The sequence below is a fragment of the Mesorhizobium muleiense genome (assembly GCF_900099905.1).
Taxonomy (GTDB): domain Bacteria; phylum Pseudomonadota; class Alphaproteobacteria; order Rhizobiales; family Rhizobiaceae; genus Mesorhizobium; species Mesorhizobium muleiense.
The window spans coordinates 13,308-28,885 of record NZ_FNEE01000018.1; the positions used below are offsets into that span (position 1 = coordinate 13,308).

11 protein-coding genes and 8 pseudogenes are annotated in these 15,578 nt (G+C 57.2%); 7 read left to right on the plus strand and 12 right to left on the minus strand.

Annotated features, from left to right (window positions below; all coding sequences use genetic code 11):
• Positions 1 to 131 precede the first annotated feature (131 nt).
• The 3 genes from BLT09_RS24575 to BLT09_RS24585 all read right to left on the minus strand — a co-directional run bounded on the left by BLT09_RS24575 (position 132) and on the right by BLT09_RS24585 (position 3,333).
• The gene (locus tag BLT09_RS24575; protein ID WP_091597867.1) at positions 132 to 1,010 is read right to left on the minus strand and encodes a carbohydrate ABC transporter permease; all 879 of its coding nucleotides are present in this window, start codon (positions 1,008 to 1,010) and stop codon (positions 132 to 134) included.
• Between the two features lie 368 nt (positions 1,011 to 1,378).
• Positions 1,379 to 2,392, minus strand: coding sequence for an SIS domain-containing protein (locus BLT09_RS24580; RefSeq protein WP_091597870.1), 1,014 nt, complete (start codon positions 2,390 to 2,392; stop codon positions 1,379 to 1,381).
• Positions 2,389 to 3,333 (minus strand): N-acetylglucosamine kinase, encoded by a 945-nt coding sequence (locus BLT09_RS24585; protein ID WP_051695319.1) that lies wholly within the window; start codon positions 3,331 to 3,333, stop codon positions 2,389 to 2,391. Before BLT09_RS24585 ends, BLT09_RS24580 begins: the two co-directional genes overlap by 4 nt.
• Before the next feature lie 290 nt (positions 3,334 to 3,623).
• Here BLT09_RS24585 and BLT09_RS24590 point away from each other — a divergent pair, with 290 nt between their 5' ends.
• A complete protein-coding gene (locus BLT09_RS24590; protein ID WP_029354755.1) occupies positions 3,624 to 4,451 on the plus strand; it encodes a MurR/RpiR family transcriptional regulator in 828 nt (275 codons plus the stop codon).
• On the opposite strand, the gene BLT09_RS24595 is transcribed toward BLT09_RS24590, so the two are convergent.
• From BLT09_RS24595 to BLT09_RS24620, 6 genes and pseudogenes are all read right to left on the minus strand, one after another.
• Positions 4,448 to 5,665 carry a D-arabinono-1,4-lactone oxidase gene (locus BLT09_RS24595; protein WP_164783573.1) on the minus strand — a complete coding sequence of 406 codons (1,218 nt, stop codon included), beginning with the start codon at positions 5,663 to 5,665 and terminating at the stop codon, positions 4,448 to 4,450. The two genes, BLT09_RS24590 and BLT09_RS24595, sit on opposite strands and share 4 nt — an antisense overlap.
• A gap of 485 nt (positions 5,666 to 6,150) precedes the next feature.
• Positions 6,151 to 6,421 (minus strand): annotated as a pseudogene (locus BLT09_RS24600) (transposase); the annotation flags it as partial.
• Between the two features lie 224 nt (positions 6,422 to 6,645).
• Positions 6,646 to 7,376 (minus strand): annotated as a pseudogene (locus BLT09_RS34660) (IS110 family RNA-guided transposase); the annotation flags it as partial.
• Between the two features lie 97 nt (positions 7,377 to 7,473).
• Positions 7,474 to 8,114 (minus strand): annotated as a pseudogene (locus BLT09_RS34670) (restriction endonuclease); the annotation flags it as partial.
• Positions 8,115 to 8,331: 217 nt separating this feature from the next.
• Positions 8,332 to 8,691: pseudogene (locus BLT09_RS35875) on the minus strand (M48 metallopeptidase family protein); the annotation flags it as partial.
• Between the two features lie 225 nt (positions 8,692 to 8,916).
• Positions 8,917 to 9,198 (minus strand): annotated as a pseudogene (locus BLT09_RS24620) (DDE-type integrase/transposase/recombinase); the annotation flags it as partial.
• A gap of 218 nt (positions 9,199 to 9,416) precedes the next feature.
• Here BLT09_RS24620 and BLT09_RS24625 point away from each other — a divergent pair.
• A pseudogene (locus BLT09_RS24625) lies at positions 9,417 to 9,629 on the plus strand (twin-arginine translocation signal domain-containing protein); the annotation flags it as partial.
• Positions 9,630 to 10,114: 485 nt separating this feature from the next.
• Here BLT09_RS24625 and BLT09_RS24630 read toward each other — a convergent pair.
• The gene (locus BLT09_RS24630; protein WP_029354753.1) at positions 10,115 to 10,615 is read right to left on the minus strand and encodes a hypothetical protein; all 501 of its coding nucleotides are present in this window, start codon (positions 10,613 to 10,615) and stop codon (positions 10,115 to 10,117) included.
• Here BLT09_RS24630 and BLT09_RS24635 point away from each other — a divergent pair.
• The 3 genes and pseudogenes from BLT09_RS24635 to BLT09_RS35090 form a co-directional block, all read left to right on the plus strand.
• Positions 10,609 to 11,745: an ImmA/IrrE family metallo-endopeptidase gene (locus tag BLT09_RS24635; RefSeq protein ID WP_084831477.1), complete on the plus strand. Its 1,137-nt coding sequence runs from the start codon at positions 10,609 to 10,611 to the stop codon at positions 11,743 to 11,745. The two genes, BLT09_RS24630 and BLT09_RS24635, sit on opposite strands and share 7 nt — an antisense overlap.
• Before the next feature lie 4 nt (positions 11,746 to 11,749).
• Complete coding sequence (locus BLT09_RS24640; RefSeq protein WP_029354749.1) at positions 11,750 to 12,193, plus strand: hypothetical protein; 444 nt, start codon at positions 11,750 to 11,752, stop codon at positions 12,191 to 12,193.
• Positions 12,194 to 12,494: 301 nt separating this feature from the next.
• Positions 12,495 to 12,834: pseudogene (locus BLT09_RS35090) on the plus strand (Arm DNA-binding domain-containing protein); the annotation flags it as partial.
• Positions 12,835 to 13,036: 202 nt separating this feature from the next.
• Here BLT09_RS35090 and BLT09_RS24650 read toward each other — a convergent pair.
• Entirely contained in the window at positions 13,037 to 13,408 is a 372-nt protein-coding gene (locus BLT09_RS24650; protein WP_127220022.1) for a hypothetical protein, read from the minus strand.
• A 340-nt stretch (positions 13,409 to 13,748) separates the two neighbouring features.
• Between BLT09_RS24650 and BLT09_RS24655 the strand changes: the two genes are divergently transcribed.
• Both BLT09_RS24655 and BLT09_RS35710 read left to right on the plus strand, forming a co-directional pair.
• Positions 13,749 to 14,132: a hypothetical protein gene (locus BLT09_RS24655; RefSeq protein ID WP_091597881.1), complete on the plus strand. Its 384-nt coding sequence runs from the start codon at positions 13,749 to 13,751 to the stop codon at positions 14,130 to 14,132.
• A 68-nt stretch (positions 14,133 to 14,200) separates the two neighbouring features.
• Positions 14,201 to 15,100 (plus strand): annotated as a pseudogene (locus tag BLT09_RS35710) (DUF6615 family protein).
• A 154-nt stretch (positions 15,101 to 15,254) separates the two neighbouring features.
• Here the strand turns inward: BLT09_RS35710 and BLT09_RS24665 are convergent.
• Positions 15,255 to 15,557, minus strand: a complete 303-nt coding sequence (locus tag BLT09_RS24665) for a hypothetical protein (protein WP_127313414.1) — start codon at positions 15,555 to 15,557, stop codon at positions 15,255 to 15,257.
• Between the last annotated feature and the right edge of the window lie 21 nt (positions 15,558 to 15,578).

Genomic DNA, 15,578 nt, shown 5'->3' on the forward strand with positions numbered 1-15,578 from the left:
CGAGTGGATGATATTCGGAGATGTGACGTCCAAGGTATCGATGCATGGGCTTACCTCCCAACGCGAGGGGCCGAGATTTGGCGAGTGGATGATATTCGGAGATGTGACGTCCAAGGTATCGATGCATGGGCTTACCTCCCAACGCGAGTGGCCGAGATTTGGCGAATAGACCAAAAACACACGCCGACGATCGTTGTTGTGAATGCCACGAGAATTGCGGCGGAATAATCGAGATCGAGATATGTAAATGCGGTCAGGAAAGCGTAGAAGTTTAGGGGTTCAGTCGCCCCAGCCGGCCCGCCACCTGTCAACACGAAGATCACGGGGAAAATCCCAAGGATCTCTAAGGCTTGAAACACGGCGACGGCTCCCATCGCAGGTAAGACGAGCGGTATGGAAATATGCCATTGCGCCTGGGCCCAACTTGCTCCGTCGAGGTTTGCCGCCTCATAAATCTCGTCTGGGATCGAGTCCAAAGACGAGAGAAGCAGCAAAGCAACTATGGGAACGCCAAACCAAATCGATACGATGATCACGGAGATAAGCGCTGACGTTTTGCTTCCAAGTAAGTCAGCTTCGAAATTGTGACCGAACAAGCTTGCGAGATAAGACAAGCCGCCCACACCAGGAATGAGGAACAGCTTCCACACAATTCCGCCTACCGCTGGCGGAATTATTGACGGAAGCAGGAAAGATGCTCGCATCCACCGTGTGCCAACGAGATTTTCCTTAAGCGCTATTGCCAACGCTAATCCACACAGTAATTGGAGGACGACGGGGACGACGACCAAAATGAACGTAACCAGCGCGGCGTTGATAAACCGACCGTCGGACAAGATCCGCGCGTAATTGTAAAGCCGGATAAAGCGCGTCTTTTCCGGGAAGGCTATGTTGAAGTCACCGAACGAGAGGGCAATGACAGCTGCAATCGGCACGACTGTCGCAAGACATAGGAACGCGATCGCGGGTGTAACGAGCGCCGAATACACTTTAGGCCGGGAAGATGCCATCGTCCGTTGCTCCTGGAGTTATTTATGCTCGCCTGGAATGGGCACCTCAGATGCTGCCAGCAACGCTTAAGCGAGCTTCAGCAAGCAGAGGACGTCAACGATGCAGTGTTCCCCGTGGTGAGTTACTCGCAGCCGTCAACCGTGCCGAGACAATTCCACGGCGTATAGTTTTATCGTAGAGTTACCTTTCCAAGTTTCATGCGCCTTTGGAAACAGAATGCTGCGCTCCATTCAATTGGCAGGCGAAGCACGACACATTCTGCCGTCGACGGCCTCGAGACAGCGTGAACACTGCACTGGCTCGCCATTGCTGTCTTGATCAGGGCCAAGAAGGATGTCCGGAACGTGTCATCTCGTGGCGCGCGTGCTCAGACCCGGGGCTCCGATTCGTCCATGGTCACCTTTGTGTCATTTTGGCTATAACGAAACTGGGCATCAGTAAGTCCGGCCGCGTCGGACAGTTCTGCGGCTAGCAGCTGAGCGGGCAGGATGTCCACGATTGATCGTGCCACGCGGTTCTGCAAAGATGGCACCTTCACAACTGCGAGGTTTTTGGCGTCCTGAGGCGACTCGCTTGCGGTTACCAGAAGAACTGCACAGCCGATTTCAGCCAATTCCTGCGCCAATCGCACTTCGCGGCCGTCACCAAATATCAAAATCCCGGTTGCCTGATCCATCGATTCCATCGGGCCGTGCAAGTAGTGCAGCGTGTCTGCGACGCCGGTGGGCACCCTCGCAGCCTCGCGAATGAGCAAACAAGCCTCGCCCGCCGTACCCAAAGCCGATATCGCGCCAACGCAATCGATCGCCCGCTGGTCATGAAACATTTCTCCAATGCGTGCCATCTTTTTCGCAGAGGTTTCCAAGACCTCGCTTGCTATCAGAGGAATGTCGTTCCAATTGAAGCTGTCTTCACCGCAGAGCGCATCTATCAGCAGCCCGCCTGCCAGCAGCGAGCCTGTGTAGCCGGTGCTCGACGGCAGTGAATCCGGACCGGACTCGAAGCGAAGTGCTGCCGAAGCGGTGCGTGACAGCGGGTCGTTGCCTCCGCTTGTAATCGCGAGGGATGGTAACGTGCTGTGGATGGTGAGTGCAGCGATTGGCTCGATGCTTCTTCCTCCGACAGAAAAGACTATGATCGCGTCGCCAGGGTCCCCCGGCTCCATGAGATCGACTGCGCGCCAAGTATTTGCTCGTCTGCCGCGGCGTTGCAGCTCACCGGCCACTACCCCCGCTGCCTCGTAACTCGCGCCTATTCCTGTAACGACGACAGTCCCCTTTTCAAATGGCGCGAGATCAAGGTCGCGAAGCTGCGTTCCGACCACTTCCAAGGTATGGCGAAACTGATTGGGTTGACGGGCGATCGTTGACCTGTAAATCATTGGATATCCATATGTTGAGAGACAATTGAGGTCTCTGGGCCATCCCCGGCACTGCAAAGTTGCCGCGCCAAGACGCAGGCGCCTAAGACCGGCGGCTTGTCGAGGAAGGTGACCGCCACTGTCGCCCCGAAACGATCGGAAATTTGATGGGAGAACGCATTGGCTAAAAGTGGCTGGGCGAGGATGACCCCTCCGCCTACCACCACGTCTTTGTCGGACACGCCCGCCAACTTCAGGTGGTGAACTAATTGGGTCAGGGCCGCTGCGCCCTCGTCAATAACGCGCTTAGCCAACGACGAGCCTTCATTGGCTGCGTAGAAGATAACGGGTGCGTGTCGCCCCAGAGCCGAGGCACCGCCTTCCTTCGCGATAGCGGTGCCGATGTTCGTGGGGCTATTCAGTCCAAATGCCTCACAAAGCGCTTCGACAAGCGGCTCTGACCTTGCCCCTCCGAGGTCAATGTGCCGTCGCACTGCTCGACCAGCCTCACGTACTAAACCGGGAGCGCTCCCTTCGTCTCCGATTGCCCAGCCCCAACCGCCTGCGACATGCATCCTGCCTTTCTGGTCCCGAGCAACGGCGATTGAGCCAGTTCCCGCGACGACACCAATTCCGCTGGAAAGCCCCATGGCTAGGGGAAATAGCTCTGCATCGTTGACGACCCTCAACGGGCAGGCAAAATGATTGGAAAGTGGTTTTTGCAGGATGGCACACTCGGCCTCATCATCACATCCATGAGAGCCAATCGCGATGCCGTTGGGAGTGGCGCCATCCGCAAATCCGCTGATTAGCGCGATTAGTCCAGGAATATCGTGGTCATAGGCTCCACAACGCCATTCACTGGTCCTCACCACCAAGTCGCGGCCCATGCCCTGTTCCAGGCAGCTTCTCAAATGCGTTTTGGTGCCTCCGATGTCGACACCAATCGATATAGAACCCATCTCGTCATCTCTGTTCGCATTCGCGCCCAGCGGCCGCGGTCCCAGTCTCTCGCTGAAGGAATATCACTTTTTTTTCGTCTGTCAAAGATGGTTTTTTTCATCATGCGCGACTCTTTCCCCGCGCGGCGATGATGGTCAAATGCCGTGCAAAAAGGCTGGCAGGCGGCTGGGGGCTCTAACGAAAACAATGTTCACGGCTTGGCAATCTGCTGAAAAATTCCTATTGCTTTCACTGCCTGTGTCAATCAAGCCTAGGGAGCTGGAGCTCGGCGACATCAAGGGAATCGTAAATGCAGGAAAAGATCTTGGCGCGCTTGCGTTCGTCTCAGCCCAGCCTCAGTCCGGCGCTCCTTCGCATCAGTGAGTACGTCCTTAACGATCCCGCGAAGGTCGTGAACCAAACTATCACGGAGGTTGCTGACGGATCCGGATCGAGCGAAGCGAGCGTCTTGAGGTTCTGTAGAGACATCAAATTTTCGAGCTTCCAGCGTTTCAAACTGGCATTGGGGATCGAACTCTCCACTCACCAGACAATCAGACACGCCAGCCCGTCTGGTGACGTCATCGACGACACGCTGTCGACGGCCATCACCGCGCTCAAGCAGACAAAGGACCTGTTGAACCACGCCGCTCTCGAATTGGCGGCAAAACAGATCATACGAGCAAAAAGCATAGATCTGTACGGGTTCGGCGGCTCTGCGAATGTGGCCCGATACGCGCATTACTTGTTTGTTCGATTCGGACTGGTGTCGCGCGTGCTGGACGACCCACATCTCGCCGTCATGAGTGCAGTGAATCTCGGGCCGAAGCAAGTCGCACTGGCAATTTCGGAATCTGGCTCGAGCAAGGATACAATCAACTCACTTATGGCGGCCAAGGCGGCTGGCGCATTTACCATCGCAATCACCTGTCATATACGCAGTCCGATCGCTGCCAACGCGGACGCTGTACTGGGAGCATCCTCAACAGACACGCCCATCACGCGAGGAGCATTCTCCAGGGTCGCTGGACAATATTTGATCATCGACATCCTCGCCAACATGATCGCTAAAGATGGCAGCAAGTTCCAGGCGGCTATGCAGCGAACCGCAGAAGCCACCATAGATAAAAGCTTTTAGCCGAAACGTTCGCGCAGGTAGTCGTTCAGGAAGCGACCGTCCGGGTCGAAGCGAGCCCTTTGAGAAATAAAATCCCCGTATCTTGGGTACAAGGCTTCGATCTCGGACCGGCCCAGGCTGTGAAGTTTGCCCCAATGCGGACGACCTTTTACCCAGGAAAAGATTGTCTCGCAATCGCGGATGAAATCCCAGTAGTCCTCTCCTGCTGCGCCGGACACCGATATCATTGCGGTCTTCCGCTCAAAGTATGGACTCAACCAAATATCGTCAGCCGCCACGGTTCTATACTCAACCGGGAATATCTGCGACGGATGCTTCGTCTGGATCAGCTTGCGTATTTCACGCAATACCGCCGGACCGTCCTCGTAGGGCACCGAGTATTCGCATTCGTTATGGTTCGGCATCGGAATTGAACCCGGAAATATCCGATAGCTGGGCCCTATTCTCTCGCCGGCCTGTGCTTCGACAGCTGCTGACGGCTGAGTTGTGACGTTCAGCGTTCTGATTTCGCAGACATCAGCTTTACTGCGCGTACGACCAATGCCAGACGTGTCGGGCAGGCTGTATAACGATGCCGAGTGTTCGGTCGGGCACCAGAACACGCGGAGGCTCCGGTTTTCCTGACATAGCTGATCCAAATGATTCATGCATTCTTCAAAATCCTCACGCCATATTTTGTCATGAAGATCAAAAGCAGGAACAAGCTTCATCGTGACGGAAAGCACCACGCCAAGCATTCCGAGACAAACTTTCGCAGCGTTGAGGACATCGATGTCTTGCGAAGCATCGAAATTGGCGATGGATCCATCGCCCATCGCTATCCGCATTCCAATTATCGGGCCCGCTAAGCATTGCAAACTATCGCCGCTGCCATGCGTACCCGTCGATACGGCCCCGCTCATCGTCTGCAGATCGATATCGCCCTGGTTGGGCAATGCCCAACCAGCAGAACGCAGTTCAAGGCCAACGTCACAAATCCGCGTTCCGCCGCGGAGGGTTACGCTGCCGTTGGTTGGGTCGATATTTTCGATCCCTGTTAGACGCTCCGCGGAGATTAGAACTCCGTCCGTGGGGACAATCGGCGTATAAGAGTGCCCCGTACCCACTACGCGGACGCGCAGATTGGTTGAAGCTGCTGTCTTGATCGTTCTGCAGACGTCATCGTCCGAACTTGGCATTTCGAAATGCTTCACCCGACAAACCTGATTGCTCACCCAGTTCCGCCAAATCATGCTAGGGCCGAGTGTCTGCGCTCTGGTCTCTGAAGAAGGCAATGGAGTTCTCCTTGCGTGTGTTTTCTCGCTGCTAGGTGCTGGGGCAGCCGCCTCGGCCCGCCAGAATAGGGTCGTCACGCTGTGCCCAGCGCCGACTCATTTTGGCAGGCATGACGGATATCATCATCGATCTAGATACAAAAGAAGATTATCTCCATTATAACTCGGTGCCCCGGCAGACCGACCATTGGCGCGGGGCAGCGGTGACCGCTGGTGGTCCACACTCGCTTCTCCCGTCGATGCGAACGGAAAATTATCGTTTCAGAGCCTTCACCCCACAAGAGCCGACGACTGGCACCGACCGGTTGCGTCGGGCCTCACCACGTATTTCGTGCGAGGCTTTCGCCGAAGGACGCGTATGCTGTCTTGTGCACGTCAATCAGCCTGTTGGACAGTTCTGGCTCTTGGCCCGGCGGCCTTGCAGTGCAGGAGCGTTTGGCGAGTCCTGGCCCCAGCTCTTGACCTTGTCCTTGCCCTTGAAGCGCATCATCAGACGCCGCCTCATAGAGCGCGCGCCGCACGTCGACGTCGCCTGCCTTCGAGATGCGGCCCTGAACGTCGATCGAGGTGCCCGACTGCCGGCGTCGCGACCTCAGCCCGAAGTAGGCCGCGACGTCGCGCGAGCGGCGGAACCGCGTGGGATCGTCCATCGCCGTTCATGAACGAAAGCGCCGTCACCGGACCGACGCCGGGGATGAACGCAGCGCTCGAACCGTCGTGACGCACTCTTCCATCGGACGGACGGAGCATCGAAATCGAGCGCGGTCCGGCTGTCTCATTGTCGGCGCGGCGGCAGGCAGGATAACGTGGTTCAGTCGTTCCTGGTTTGCATCGGTGCTCATCCGCCGGAGCGGATCTCCTTGCTCAGATGGGGTCCGTCAGCGCGCCGGCGCCATGCGTTTTATCTGCCGCCGCACCGCTCATCGATGCGCTCCCAGCAGCTTGCGGTCCTTGACATGGGCGCGCCGCGTGGCATCGGCCTCGCTCGCGGCCGCATCGCCGACGTAAACGTCCATCGCTCCACATGGCGTGTATGATCACCGCCAGCTTGCGCGCCACCGCAACGCAGGCCTTGCGGTGGCAGGAGCGTTTGGCGATGTCCCGGCCCCAGCTCTTGACCTTGTCCCTGCCCTTGAAGCGCGTCATCAGTCCTGACGCCGCCTCGTAGAGCGCGCGCCGCACGTCCGCGTCGCCGGCCTTGGAGATCCGTCCCTGAATGTCGATCGTTGAACCGGACTGCCAGCGCCGCGACGTCAGCCCGAAGTAAGCGGCGACGTCGCGCGAGCGGTGAAAGCGCGTGGGATCGTCGATCGCCGTCATGAAGGAGAGCGCCGTCACCCGACCACGTCGGGAATAGCCATGAAGCGCCGGCACGGCTCGCTGTGCGCGACGATCCTCACGACGAGATCATGCAGCCGGCAGTACTGTCGCCACAGCGCCGCGCGCGCCGTCAGCATGGCGTCCATCAGCTCGGCCGACAACGGATTGTCCGCCACCGCCTGGCGTACCGCGCGTTCGAAGGCGCCACGTCCGACCTTGCCTAAGGCGGATGCCGAACGACTTCAGCGAGTGGCGGATGGCGTTCTCCAGGTCGAGGAACTTCGGCCTTCAGATTGCGCCGGTGCGTCAGCAAAAGGCGCGTCCGGTAGCTCAATGGCTCGACGGACACGAACTCCGACGCCATGCTCGAACATCAAGTCGGCAAGTTGGCGCCCATCGAGCAGAATGACGCGTTGAGACAGGTGCTTCACGAATTCGTGGGCATGTGGGCTGAATGTCGAGGTGGTCACGAAAACACCCTTCGTCGCTCCTAGCCCTACCAGACTGCCGACGAATCCTTGAACATCAGGTCGCCCAATAGCGTTTGCGACAGCATAACGCTTCGCTTGAACATACACCGATCGAGACCGAGCCGATCCTCGTTGATTACGCCATCAACCCCGCCGTCGCCCGAGCGCCCAAGCTGGGCGGCTGCGTTCTTATGCGATCCGCCATAACCCATGGCGACAAGTAGATCGACAATGAGCCGCTCAAAGAAGGCCGGGCTGTTTTGGCCTATCCTGTCCAAAATGTCTGCCCGCAAAGCGGTTAGTACCGCCTGATAGGCACTTTCGATCTGCTCTTCCGGCGTCGCCTCCGTCGCGACGTCGGATGGCGTCTCCCCTGCACTATCATCGGAGCCGTTGCCCTTGTAAAACTTCCTAAACTCTGGGTGTTTCAATAGCAGCTTCACGTCGATGCGGTCAGGGCCGCTGGTGAGCAATGACAAACCTGCTTCGGTGGCAACGAACCGCCCTCGTGCGGGAGAGGCGAGCAGTCCCGCTTTGCTCATGTAGAATTTCGCCCAGTGGATACGGTTGTGTAGCACGTGCTGCTTGCCGCTCGGCAACAGCTGCTCACGCTCTTCAGCGGTGACACCAAACCGTGCAGCAATCTCGGCCTCGGCTAGTGGGCGGAGGTTTCGTCCTTCGAAGAGACCTCAAGAACCGGGAGCATGAGCGATTGGTAGTCAGGGATCGGCATCGTGCTTTCAGCCTTCGAATACACGGAATGCAGTTGAGGCGGCGAGCGCTGACACGTGGGAATATCCCCGACTGTCGGGGGCATTACTGTCGATCGGCTTCGCTGAGCTTGACCTGCGGCAACTCATCGCCGCGACACCTTACTCGTGGAGGCAATCCCTTCGCCAGCGGGGGCCTCCGACGGAGTCGCCAAAGCGAAACGCGCAAACCTACCCAATCGCGTTCCAATTCTTGCTTACGAACAAGCCAGTCTGGAAGCACGCTGTCCATCGCTTTCCAGAATTGCTTGGAGTGGTTGTGATGCAGCAGGTGAACCTGTTCGTGTAGCACCACGTAGTCGATAACCTGTACCGGCAGCTGTAGAAGTCGCCAGTTAAAGTAGAGTGTCCTATGCTTGCCGCACGAACCCCAGCGGAATCCAAGGTCCCTCACAATCACCTTAGATGATTGTCTGCCCGCTTAGTCGTTCAAGCTCGGCCGATCGTGATCGGAGCCATGCAGCCCCTTCGTCCATGAACCATCGCTGAAAATGTAGAGCAGCCTTCGGAGATCGTGGACAAGCGCGTGCGCCGTTACGATTTGACGGTGAGTGGTTTGAGCTCAGGCGCAGTGCAACGAAAGTATCTTCTATCTCGGCCGAAGCTACCGACTTCGCAGCGTTGCGGCGCGTTGGACGATCTCGTCGAGCACATATCCGTCCTGATCAACCGCTCTCCACACCCAGGATTTCTGACCGTTGATGCGCACCACGACTTCATCGAGGTGCCAGACATCGTTTTCGTTTGCGCCTTCGGCGTATGCGGCGGGCATAATCAGGCAGTGCATCGGCACCATCGGAGGATGGTCTCGTGGGGAACGACAATCCCGCGATCGAGCAGCATTTCCCTGACATCGCGCAGACTCAGATTGGAGCGGAAGTAGCCAGATAGCACGGGCCACAATTTCGATCAGGTAGTTCGATCACACGTCATTTCGTCAGTATCGATTGTCGCGCATCTCGGAACCAGATCCGCCCTGCGTGTGAACGATCTTGAAACGAGATGATGTGGGACGACAATCGGTATTTGACCACTACCATTTAAATAGAGATTCTTTGGCCGCTCGCTTCCGCTGAGCTTGATAAAGCGCTGACATTAGCACGAAACAATGAATGGGAGGAGGAACATTTCATGTCGCAAGAACTCGAATATCTTAGCCGTTACGTCGCTGCGGGCCGCCTGAGCCGACGTGAATTTCTCGGCCGTGCGACGGCGCTCGGCGTTTCAGCGACGTTCGCCAATTCGATCCTCGCCAGCGCTGCGCGCGCGCAGGGGCCTGTCCGCGGCGGTATCACCAGGGGCGGCCTTAGTGGTGCTGGGGCAACCGACAGTCTCGATCCGGCGACGTCCTCGAAGATTATATCAAGATCGTGGATATGATCAGGCGCTTAGCGTTATTGCGAGGAACGTTAGTGAAGGAACTTCAAGCGCGTCGTAACGACACTAGCTCCTGCGAAACGTGATCATCACCTAAGTGGAAGAACCGGAGCTGTGGCCGAACAGCGACAATCACCGCAATAGGTCGGAGAACAACCCGCTGCGCGGGATGGACGCGCGTGGTAAGGTAGAGGTCACGATCCGGTTGCCGCGCCCGCATTGAGCGTCGTTCGGCGGGGCAGAGCATCACAGGCTTCGTCAACAAGAAGCCTGACCACCCCCACCCTGTTCTCGATGCACCGATCAGCCCGCCGCGCCAATGGTTGATTGACGACATGACCATGCGCCGGTTCAGCCAGGAGGCGCAGCGCAACTACGTCCGCGATGTCGGGCGGTTCGCAAGCTTCCTTGGCCGATCGCCTTGCGAGACGCTGTGTTAGAGCAGCCAATTGTTATGCGAGTGCATCTTGCTTAAGCAAATTGCACTTTTGCCAAACGTCTTTATAGACAAAATGGGCTCTGGCGTAGAGGATTAGAATAGCCAATGGGAGGGGAACGAAATGCACAATGGTCGTAAAGAGAGCGAGCTGCTCGCCCATGCAAGACTGGTCCACGGCAGCGTAGAACGACCAATACAGGGCCGCTAGCCCGAACAAGGATGTGACGGCCGCGCAGCATGTTACCCAAGTGGCCAAACTATCGTCATTGATGACGATCTCTCGCTTTGCCGATTCCAAACGTGCCCGAAGGCTGCCGGCTGATGAGGGGTTTCTCACCTTTCTTGTTCCGATTAACGTTTCGATTGCCGCGATCTGGCGTGCAAGCGGTCCTCGAGGAACGATTGCCAGCTCTCTAAAAATCGACAGCGCCAAATTCAATCCGAACGCTAGTTGAAGCAGTCCGGAAAACTCATTCAGACGAAAACACTCTGTTGCGAGCGACTGAGATGCCATTGAAACTTACCCCCCGACCTTCGGCAGTGGAAAGCATCCGCCGCGCGCGACGATTGTCAATTGAAGCGGTCGCGATTGAGGCGAATATCCGACCAGATTTCTTGACTGAAATGGAAACAACCCCAACCGACGTCAGCAAGCGAGTGGCGTTTTCACTTGCCTCCGCTCTGGCTGTACCGGTCCAGTTCCTGTTCGCCAAAGACGTAGAAATCGACGCCAATATGCCTGATTTTCGCGCCGCCAATAATAGGCCAGCGGTTCTTACATCGGCAGGACTAACGCGAATCGCGCGTGCTCGTTCTATCGCCGCCTACCTGGCGGACCGAGCGTTCGAAGACTGCGCCAGGTTCGCCAATACAAATAGCGTGACCATCCATCAGCAGTCGACCGCGCGAAAGCTATTGAAATCGCTCTATGTCCCCGTCCAGCGCGTCGATGGATCGGTGGATCCTACCCTAACGTTCAGGGAGACGCGTGTATCGCTAGAGCGGAAAGGCATCATCGTGCTCTGCGATAGGGTAGCGGACCCGTTCCGTGGGTTTTGTTACTCTCCTACCGGTGACTTTCCCATCATCTTCGTGAATACAACCGGGCAGCGGCCCGCTACCAAGCTGTTCACACTGATGCATGAAGTGGTGCATGTGCTCCTTGGCAAAACGGGAGTTTCAGACCCCGCCATTCTCAACAACCAGGTTGAAAGATTCTGCAACTCGGTGACTGCCTCGGTCATGATGCCTGCGGAGGAATTTTCCCAAGCCTATAAAAGCGTCGCGGGAAGGGGTGCTAGGGCCGTCGTTGATCTCCTTTCCAGACGATTTGGCGCCAGTAAGCAGGCGAGCGCCTTACGCGTCTCTGATTTGGGCTTGAGCAAAGGCTTTTACGCTGCGTGGTCTGCGACCCTGCCGTCTGAAGTCCCCATGATCGAAGAAGAAGACGAAGGTGAGGAAAACAGCGGGGGCGGTGGAATTAGCTCGCAGATTGCCAGGTTCGGATATCTTCTGCCTAACATGCTCACCGCCGCGGTCGACAGGAAGGCAATCTCTCAGTTCGATGCGTACCGGCTCACCAATCTGAAGCCAAGTACGATAAAGCAGATCGCCGCCATCGGTGTTAACCGGCTGGGGCCATAACAGCATGGCCTATAGCGGCATCAACTTTGTGCTTGATCTAGAGGCATGCCTCTATTTTAGCGAAGCTGGCGGAAACCTGAAAGCCGCTCTGTTCCAACGAGCGAAAGTCGAACGCATTGCGGTACCCAAAGAGGTTTTCGACCAGGTTCGTATCTTCGACAAGAGCTTGGCCGATGAGATATCGGAGTCGGACATCGAAATTGTCGAACTCGATTCCGACGTATACGTGGCCGCTTGCGCACTCAACGAAATCTTTATGACCTCAGGGCATCGGTTAAACGCGGCCGCAAACGAAAAGGTCCCCTTCATAGCTCTCGTCCATTGTGCGCAAAATGGCGCTAAGCCGCCATGCCATTTGGTATCCGGCGACAACGGACTCCACTCCTCGTCGATGAGAAGCCTCTGTGCCGCCCTGAAAGTCCCTTTCATGGAAGTCACCAGCTTCTAGCAGCATTTTGGCGCTGTGCGGGAACTTGGTGTGGGACCAAGTGGCAGCTTTGCTCGAAAACCCATCTAAGCGACTGTGCCCTTCCCGAGAGATGGGTGCACTTCACCATGTCTCCGGTATAAACCGTAACCTATGTGTCCAGAATGGACCCCTGATTTCTTTGGCGCACCCTATCTCTTAGAAACTTTTAGGCAACTTGAAATGCCGAGCGACGCTCGAATCCGAAACTGCGCTCCGACTTCCGCCCTCGTGCTTACGTGGTTGCTTACGCGAGAGATCGGTGCTGGTTGGAGAGAACGTCATGACTAAGATCACCAAAAGGGTTGTCGACGCCGCCCAGGTCCGCGAAAAGGACTACGTCATCTGGGATGAGGAGCTGCTCGGTTTCGGCCTTCGTGTGTTCGCATCCGGCAAACGCAGCTATGTCATCAATACAGGGCAGCCGGCCGCTCGCCTCGCTACACCATCGGCCTCCACGGGATTGGACGCCCGAGACGGCACGACCGGAAGCGAATGTCCAGTTCGGCCGTGTCGCTCAAGGCGACAATCCTGCCGACGAGCGTGAACTCGACTACAAAGCAATCACCATCAAAGAGCTGTGTGCGCGATATATCGCCGATCTGAACGCGGGGCTTAACCTGCAAGCGGTATGAAGCCCCGCTGCCGATTTAGTATTTCTCGAAGGTCGGATTGTAGTCTTTACAGGCCATTTCGCTCAGAATCGAATTCGAGTCGCGCAAGGCACGTAGCAAAGACGGTTTAGTAAGGCCGGCCAACGTCACTTTCTCTGCCGAAACGCCAACAATGACGCGCAGAAGAACGGCGAAGACGTGACGAACGAGATCAAGAGAGTGATCGTCCGGCCCAATAGTCGCTGACTGGTCTCTTTCGCTTCTCGCCATGCCAGCGAGGATTGTTCATGAATGTCAGCGTGTCTCCCAAATTGGTGGGCACGCCATGAGCGATGTCATTCCTGATCGCAAACGCGAGACGGGCTGCATTGCACCATGTCTCAAGCAGGGGTGCGCTCCTCTCCTGCTGGCAGGGTTGAGGCGAATGTTTCAAGCATCCGATCAAATCAGAGATCATCTTCGCGTCGGTCTCGGGTCGAATGCCCGTTGGATTGGCGCCCTCGAGCTTCCACAGTGCCCGCTCCAGGTGATGTTCGATGGCGGCGGCGAAGATGATGATCGCCGCGATACGCTGGCTGACCATGGGCGTCAGCCCAAGCCGCTCTTCGAGGGTGTCGGCCCTTCCATACGTCATTACAGGGGTAGTTTCATCTCGCTCACTCCTGACCGTATCCCCACAGCCGTTTCTGCCGCGCGATCTTGAGCCCGACCGTATTGATGGAACCCCCGGCCGCAGGGCAGATCCCCTGCGATAGTCACGGAGCGAGGAAAAATCCATCCAAATCGAATTATCCTCGTTGATGGACTTCGTGACGTGAATTTCCGACGCTAAAAAGGTCGAAATGCCAATTCTTCTCAGTAGGATCAGGCTGTCGAATTACTTATCCTAAGGCATCATCGTCATCTTCGGAAAGGACGCCCCGATGACTGACGAGCGTTCCCGCGGCCGCCCTCGCGGCACAGGCAAGAACGATACAGTCTTCCTGACCATGGTTGCAGATCTCATGGTGAAGACGCCTGGCCTGAAGTATACCACAGCCATGACGCGCATCGTTCGGCAGCGCACGGACTGGGATGCGGCGAGTCCAGAGGCGGCGGTCCGTCGCTGGCAAGTGAAATGGAAGGTGCAAGGTGAGGCACTTCTCGCCGCTGCGCATGAGCGCGCCATGCCGAAGCCTGTAGCTCGGATAGGCCGTCATTCGCGCTTGCCAGACATGAGCGAGGCGCAGGCGATCGTCACGCTGATCCTAGATGCCGTGCGGAACCACGACCCCGTTCATTACCGCTCGCTTGAAACCACACGCTAACTCCCTGCGCTGAGTGTAGGTGATTATGGAATTCGCGGAGCGGCAATAGTCATCGTAGGATTACAACGTTGGCAACACTTTGCGACCTGGCAACACGGCTACCTCTTGTGATCGGGGGACTGCTCGACCGCGAGACCAACCTCAAGCGCGGTAGGTTCCGGGAAGAAACCATGACCGACATCCTCACGGGCGCGCTGGCCGCGTTCGCCGGTCCAGAGCTCGTCATCTCCTACCCGATCGAAAAGGACACCGGGGGTGATCTTGATCTGCGGTTCTGGAACGTGTCTGAGGGTCGCGACCTTTGGGTGCGGATCCAAGCCAAGCGCCTAAACGCCGCCGTGGTCCAAAACAAGAACCGCTCCTACAGCGAGCTGCTGCATAGGCCCTCGCCCAAGCATGACTATCAATTCCGCACCCTGCGGGACACGCCCCCGCCGTGGGTCCCACTTTACCTCTTCTACAATCATGCGAGTGTGACGATGGACCCTAACTTCAGGGGGGCTGGTCCCCTCTGTCAGCGGGGCGAACCTAGCCTTTGCGAGCGACATCGCCGCCGAACTGGAGGCGAAGCTCGCTGGTGCCAGTGGGACGCCGAAAACGGGAGCGCTTAACAAGCGTCTGTCCATCTGCGGCCTCATTTCTTTTGCCTCGAGGCACTACTTTGTCCTCGGAGCACGGTTCGGAGCGAGACGGTTCCGACACCTGATACGGTCTCTGCCTTCCTGAGAGAGCGATATGTTCGTAGCGCCCCTGCCAGGCCTCGCGAAAGGTACGGGGACGAAACCTTCCGCCGGCTATCTGAACCTCATGAGCTCATGACAGCTGATGGGATTGGTCGGACCTTGCAGGACGGTCCGGCGGTACGTATCGACCGGCAGCTCGATTACCCGTTAGTTACGTTCATCTCCGGTCGCACCGGAGACTCCCGTACGCCTGTCATCAGCGACGTGCCCTCACAGCGAGGCTGAGCTGGGGCTCGCCATTAATAGGGATTGGCTGGCTAAATTGGGGGGCGGACTAAAGACATTTGAGCCCAGCGGCCCATTTCAGGCAAAGCTTGCGTAGTAACTTTGCGCCTCATTTTGGCTCTGGTCGACTTCCAAGCACTTGACAAACTACTGGTCAATTCGTCGATCCAGCGGAGCGGAGGTCGGAAGAGAACCGCGTCGCGTGGAGCCGGTCCATCTCTGTGTCGAACCGGTGCCACAGAAGAACGCCCTCCTCACCGAGCATTTCGCTGTCGCGTTGGAAGCGGTTCTCCTCGTGCACGGCGTCCAGCGGATCGCGCCAAGGGAAGATTGCCGTGGCTTCGAGCTTGGCCAGTGTCGTTTCCAGACGCGATCGGATCGCTACCCGCTCTGATTGCGATAGCGTGTTGCGTTCGGCGTCGTCTTGCGCGAACAAGTCTGCTTGAGCGAATCTCATGGTGGCAACTTATGCTCTCGC

Excerpts from the sequence above, each read along its gene's own strand:
- BLT09_RS24575 (WP_091597867.1), bottom strand. The coding sequence starts at position 1,010 with ATGGCATCTTCCCGGCCTAAAGTGTATTCGGCGCTCGTTACACCCGCG.
- BLT09_RS24580 (WP_091597870.1), bottom strand. The coding sequence starts at position 2,392 with ATGATTTACAGGTCAACGATCGCCCGTCAACCCAATCAGTTTCGCCAT.
- BLT09_RS24585 (WP_051695319.1), bottom strand. The coding sequence starts at position 3,333 with ATGGGTTCTATATCGATTGGTGTCGACATCGGAGGCACCAAAACGCAT.
- BLT09_RS24590 (WP_029354755.1), top strand. The coding sequence starts at position 3,624 with ATGCAGGAAAAGATCTTGGCGCGCTTGCGTTCGTCTCAGCCCAGCCTC.
- BLT09_RS24635 (WP_084831477.1), top strand. The coding sequence starts at position 10,609 with ATGCCATTGAAACTTACCCCCCGACCTTCGGCAGTGGAAAGCATCCGC.
- BLT09_RS24630 (WP_029354753.1), bottom strand. The coding sequence starts at position 10,615 with ATGGCATCTCAGTCGCTCGCAACAGAGTGTTTTCGTCTGAATGAGTTT.
- BLT09_RS24640 (WP_029354749.1), top strand. The coding sequence starts at position 11,750 with ATGGCCTATAGCGGCATCAACTTTGTGCTTGATCTAGAGGCATGCCTC.
- BLT09_RS24650 (WP_127220022.1), bottom strand. The coding sequence starts at position 13,408 with ATGGTCAGCCAGCGTATCGCGGCGATCATCATCTTCGCCGCCGCCATC.
- BLT09_RS24655 (WP_091597881.1), top strand. The coding sequence starts at position 13,749 with ATGACTGACGAGCGTTCCCGCGGCCGCCCTCGCGGCACAGGCAAGAAC.
- BLT09_RS24665 (WP_127313414.1), bottom strand. The coding sequence starts at position 15,557 with ATGAGATTCGCTCAAGCAGACTTGTTCGCGCAAGACGACGCCGAACGC.